We start from the raw sequence: 4,792 nt of genomic DNA on the forward strand, positions 1-4,792 counted from the left end.
GCCGGCGGCGATCAGTTCGGCCTGACGTGGCCCTGGGCGTCCCGGTCACCCCGTCGCGGATGCCGACCCGCGCCGATCCGAGTCAGACACTCCACCGCCAGTCGACGCACGTGAGAGCGGTGAACGTGTCGTTGACGGCCGGCGCGTGACCCGGGCCACGCTCCTCCCGTAGCAAGCGCCGGTGCGTCGGTTCACCGCGCGAAATGGGCCCACACCGTCTTGCCGTGGGGGCCGGGGGTGGAGCCCCAGGTGGTCGCGAGGGCCTGGACGATGTGCAGGCCGTGGCCGCCCGGGCGGGACGGCTCCGACGGGGAGGGGACCGCGGGGCTGGCGTCGGTGTCGGCGACGGAGACCGACAACGAGTCAGCGTCGATCACGATTGCGATCTCGGTGGCGCCTCCGGCGTGGGCGGCCGCGTTGGCCACCAGCTCGGACACCACGAGCAGCACGTCCTCGACGGCATCGCCCGACGGCGCGTCGTCCGGCTGCCACCGCCAGTCCGCGAGCGCCCGCCGGGCGAAGTGGCGCGCCTGTCGGACCGGGCTGCTTGTCTCCCGCAGCGACAGTCGGCGCACCTGACGTGCGGGCAGCGCGAGGGCGACGGTCTGCGGAGCGCCCATGTCGGCCACCGCCCGCTCGGGGCGCGGAGACACCCGGCCCGAGCCGGGTCGCCCACCGCATCGGCCGCCGTCGCCGTCGCCGTCGTCGAGGGTCTCGGGGAGGCGGCCGTGCTCGGGAAACCCGGGTTGAGGCGCCGTGCGGGGATGTCTGGCGTCCTGCCAGGGCACCGGGGTGTCATTCATGCGCAACGTGAGCACGGCCGCACGCCTCCAAGGGTTGGCCAGGTATCGAAAAGGTCAGGCGGAGCCCCCGGGCCTCCCCGGGCCCGGGCCGACGGCTCAGGCGACGAGTGCCTCACGCAGTGTCGCCAGGATGTTGGCCAGCAGGCGCGAGACCTGCATCTGGGAGACCCCGATGCGCTGCCCGATCTGCGCCTGGGTCAGCTCCTCGACGAACCGCAGGTGCAGGATGACGCGCTCGCGTTCGGACAGGGCAGCCACGGTGTGCTTCAGGGACAGGATGTTCTCGATCGTCTCCAGTGCGGGCTCCACCTCCCCGAGACGGTCGTGCAGGGCGTGGTCGTCCTCGTCGTTCCCCGGGGTCTCCAGGGTGCCGGCGGTGTAGGCGTTGGCCGCGATCTGCGCCTGTACGACGTCCTCGGTCGGGACGCCCATCCGGGCGGAGAGCTCGAGGGTGGTGGGCTCACGTCCGAGCTCCCCGTGCAGAGCCTCACTGGCGCGCGCGAGTTCGATGCGCAGCTCCTGCAGCCGACGCGGCACGTGCACAGACCAGCTGGTGTCACGGAAATGACGCTTGATCTCGCCGCTGACCGTCGGCAGCGCGTACGTGACGAACTCAAGTCCCCGCTCGGGCTCGAAACGGTTGATGGCCTTGATCAGGCCCACCACGCCGACCTGGACGATGTCGTCCATGGACTCGCTGCGGTGCGCGAACCGGGACGCCGCGTGACGCACCAGGCCCATGTTCAGCTCGACCAGCGTGTTGCGCACGTAGGAGTACTCCTTCGTGCCCTCCTCCAGCCCGCGCAGGCGCACGAACAGAACATCCGTCAGCTCCCGCACCTCGCCGAGGCTCAGGGTCGAGAGATCACCCGGCAGCGTTGGCTGCGCCGCGGGCTCCGCGGGCTGGCACGTTGCGAGGCGGTTCCGCTCAACGGTTTCGACAGTCACGGTGCTTCCCCTCCAAGATCCAAACCGCAGACGACAAAGCCGCGTCTACCCCGGGGTCCGCGTTGCATGCACGCGGATTCCGCATCCCTCCCGGGGCGGCGTGGGCGCTCGGCGCCCCGGTCCTCGGGGGTCGGTCAGTGCCAGGGCAGCATCAGGTAGTAGGCGCCGAGCTGCTGGAGGTACTCCGGGTCGTCCTCATGCCGGTCGCGGTCGTACTCGGGAGCGTTCTTGATCTCGTCCCTGCTCCGGGCGACGTAGGCCACGCGCTGGGCGGCGTCGATGGAGGAGATCACGCCCACCGGCAGCAGCACCTGCTTGCCGAAGATCCACATGCCGGTGTCGACGACGATCCGACCGGCCTCGACCTCGTCGTTGTGCTTGTCGACCTTCCCGACGCGGCCGTCGGTGGCCTCGACCGCGAAGCCGGAGAGGTCCATGCCCGGCTGGTACCCGCTGTCCTGCCGGTACGCCCAGATGCCCGTCGTCTCCACGATCCGCTCCTCCTCGACCCGATACACCGTAGGCGGACGGTTCGTACCGCCGCGCAGATCGCGCGTGCCCCGCCGTCGCGGTCCGCACACGCTCCCGTTGGAGAGACCCCCCGAACGCGCGCGCTGAGGACGAGGCCGGCGTCGGCCTCCGCGAGCGCCCTTCGCTCTCAGTCCCGCAGCTCGGTGTGGAGGCGGATGACGGTCCCCTGCTCCGGCGTGGATCGGATCTCGACGAGGTCGCACAGCTGGTGGACGAGCCACAGGCCGCGTCCGCCGGGCTGGCTGCTGGTGGGCCTGGAGCGGCCGGCCAGGGGATCGTCGATGTGGCCGACGTCCCGGAACTCGCACACCAGCCGGTGATCCTCACGCCAGGTGCGGAACACGCCCTGCCCGCCGCCGTGCCGGATGCTGTTGGCGGCCACCTCGGTAGCGGCCAGATGCAGCTCCCGCAGCCGCCGACCGGTCAGCCCGTGCTCCTGGGCACGGGCCGCGATCTTCTCCCGGAGCGCGGCGAGGTCGCCGTGCGTGTAGGCGAACTCGTCGAACGGGTCCCAGGGGTCGCCCAGCGGAGAGAAGGCGAACGGGGCCTCGGGGTCGTAGCTGGTGCTCTCGGTGGTCCGCCCACCGGTGCGAATCTGCGGGTGGCAGCGGGCCATCGGCTCCAGAGTGGCGCTCTCGCCGGTGAGGTCGTACGGGCACAGCAGCCACCAGGCCGGGCCCGTGGCGAAGGCCTTGTTGAGCAGCCACTCGTGGTGGCGCAGCTCTTCGATCTCGGCGCGGCTCCGGGCCTGGTCCCACGGCGACTCGCCGATCCCGCGCACGGGGCGTCCGTGGGCGGCGTGGGCGGTGATCCACTCCTGCCATGCTCCGATGAGCCGCCCGGGACGGTGGGCGACGGCGGTGGTGTCCACATAGCGCACGGTGGCCTCTTCGGGAACCTCCTCGCGCAGCAGGGAGGCCTTCTCCTCGGGGACCGCGACGACGACGGCCTCCCCTCCGTCGAGCGCCTCCCGGAGGAACTCGACGGCGCCCTCCAGGAACTCCTCGCGGCCGGAGTAGGGGTACAGCTCGTGCCGGTACCCGGCGGGGCGGTCGGCGGACACGGGCTGGACGGGGGCGGTCACGGCGCCATCACCACCGGAACCGCGGGCACGGCGAAGCCGGACAGCTCCCACACCATGCGGACGGTCTCGTTGGTGCCCTCGCAGACGACCTTGCGGTCCGGGAGGCTCTGTGCCGCGTCGGCCAGCGCGCTCATTCCCGCGGCGTCGAAGAACTCAAGCCCGTGGCAGAGCAGCCGTACCGTCGCCAGCTGTGCGAGCAGCGTCCGCATGATGGCGCCGAAGGCCGGGGCTCCGTCGCTGTCGACGACCCCGTTCACCGTCCAGCCGTCCCTTCCCGTCCGGTACACCTGGAACGCCGGCGATGTCGGGCTGGCGCCCAGATGGTGCGGATGCACGCACCTGACCTTCTCCAGTGTAGGAGCGTCCCAGCCGGCGCCGCCGTAGACGCAGACCACCAACGCTCCGCTGTCTGCGGCGAACTCCTCCAGATCGAGCTCGCTGCGCAGCAGCCGCTCGTCGCGCTGCGCCCGGTCGCCGGGCGTCACGTGGTGCAGGACCCTGAGCGAACGGAACCCCTCCCGGCCCGCGTTCTCCGCCTCGCGACGGACGGCGGTGAGCAGGGAGCCGTCCAGCCGCGCGGGGTCGAGCACCCGCTGGACGAACTCTCCCATCGCCCGCGGGGCCGTTCCCACGACCACGACCTTGTCGCCGAACAGGGCTCCGTCTGCGACGAAGGCCCGGCTGCGGTCCGCGACGTCGTCGGCCGGCCCCAGCATCTGGCACACGTGGTCGCCAGTGCCGACCTCGTCGAGTGCCGCCAGCGTGCGCGCCGCTCTCACCGCTCCTCCCTCACCCCGGGTACCACCTTAGTGTCGCGCACGGCCCACCCCGCCGCTGGCACACTGGTAGGCCTGACCGAAGGCACGGAACGATCCGCGTACGAGGCACCAGTTCAGGGCAGGTGAAGCAGCACGGTGCTGCCGGTACGACGGAGGAGGACACGGTGAGGCACGCGCGGGATTCCCTGGCCATCGACGAGGGTCTGTACGTCCGCCCCGAGACGCGGCCGGACCGGGAGACGGTGGTGCACGTCACCGGCGTCCTGGACTACGACACCCACCGGGCCTTCCAGAGTTCGATGTCCCAGCAGCTCAACGGCCACGGCATGGTACTGGACCTGTCCGGCCTGACGCTGCTGGACTCCTCCGGTCTGTCCGCGCTCATCCAGCTGGAGCGCCGACTGCGGGCGCTCGGCGCCGCCCTGCGGCTGCGCGGCCTCTCCGCGCAGGTCCGGGACCTGATCTCCCGCACCGGCGTCGACCAGATGATCACCGTGCTGCCCTGAGCTGACCCGTCCGAGGTCCTCGGGAAGTCCAGGACGCCCCTCCGCACGTGCGGAGGGGCGTCCGAGGTCCTCGGGAAGTCCAGGACGCCCCTCCGCACGTGCGGAGGGGCGCCCCAGGGAGTGGGCGAATCGTCACCCGGA

Annotated in this window: 6 protein-coding genes; 1 reads left to right on the forward strand and 5 read right to left on the reverse strand. The window is 71.7% G+C overall.

Going from position 1 to position 4,792, the window contains the following annotated elements; translation table 11 throughout:
* Nucleotides 1-191 precede the first annotated feature (191 nt).
* The 5 genes from TR48_RS38045 to TR48_RS38065 form a co-directional block, all read right to left on the reverse strand.
* Nucleotides 192-620: an ATP-binding protein gene (locus TR48_RS38045; protein WP_042375471.1), complete on the reverse strand. Its 429-nt coding sequence runs from the start codon at nucleotides 618-620 to the stop codon at nucleotides 192-194.
* A 279-nt stretch (nucleotides 621-899) separates the two neighbouring features.
* The gene (locus tag TR48_RS38050; protein WP_236652522.1) at nucleotides 900-1,643 is read right to left on the reverse strand and encodes a SigB/SigF/SigG family RNA polymerase sigma factor; all 744 of its coding nucleotides are present in this window, start codon (nucleotides 1,641-1,643) and stop codon (nucleotides 900-902) included.
* 242 nt (nucleotides 1,644-1,885) lie between these two features.
* Nucleotides 1,886-2,242: a PRC-barrel domain containing protein gene (locus TR48_RS38055; protein ID WP_236652523.1), complete on the reverse strand. Its 357-nt coding sequence runs from the start codon at nucleotides 2,240-2,242 to the stop codon at nucleotides 1,886-1,888.
* Nucleotides 2,243-2,409: 167 nt separating this feature from the next.
* Nucleotides 2,410-3,366, reverse strand: coding sequence for a sensor histidine kinase (locus tag TR48_RS38060; RefSeq protein ID WP_042375467.1), 957 nt, complete (start codon nucleotides 3,364-3,366; stop codon nucleotides 2,410-2,412).
* Complete coding sequence (locus TR48_RS38065; protein ID WP_042375469.1) at nucleotides 3,363-4,145, reverse strand: MEDS domain-containing protein; 783 nt, start codon at nucleotides 4,143-4,145, stop codon at nucleotides 3,363-3,365. Before TR48_RS38065 ends, TR48_RS38060 begins: the two co-directional genes overlap by 4 nt.
* Nucleotides 4,146-4,309: 164 nt before the next feature.
* Here TR48_RS38065 and TR48_RS44095 point away from each other — a divergent pair, with 164 nt between their 5' ends.
* On the forward strand, nucleotides 4,310-4,651 hold the full coding sequence (locus TR48_RS44095; protein ID WP_161789991.1) for an STAS domain-containing protein: 342 nt from the start codon (nucleotides 4,310-4,312) through the stop codon (nucleotides 4,649-4,651).
* The last annotated feature ends 141 nt before the right edge of the window (nucleotides 4,652-4,792 follow it).

It is taken from the genome of Streptacidiphilus neutrinimicus (assembly GCF_000787815.1).
Classification (GTDB): domain Bacteria; phylum Actinomycetota; class Actinomycetes; order Streptomycetales; family Streptomycetaceae; genus Streptacidiphilus; species Streptacidiphilus neutrinimicus.

Bases quoted from the DNA above. Each gene is read 5' to 3' on its own strand.
- TR48_RS38045 (WP_042375471.1), bottom strand. From the start codon at position 620: ATGGGCGCTCCGCAGACCGTCGCCCTCGCGCTGCCCGCACGTCAGGTG.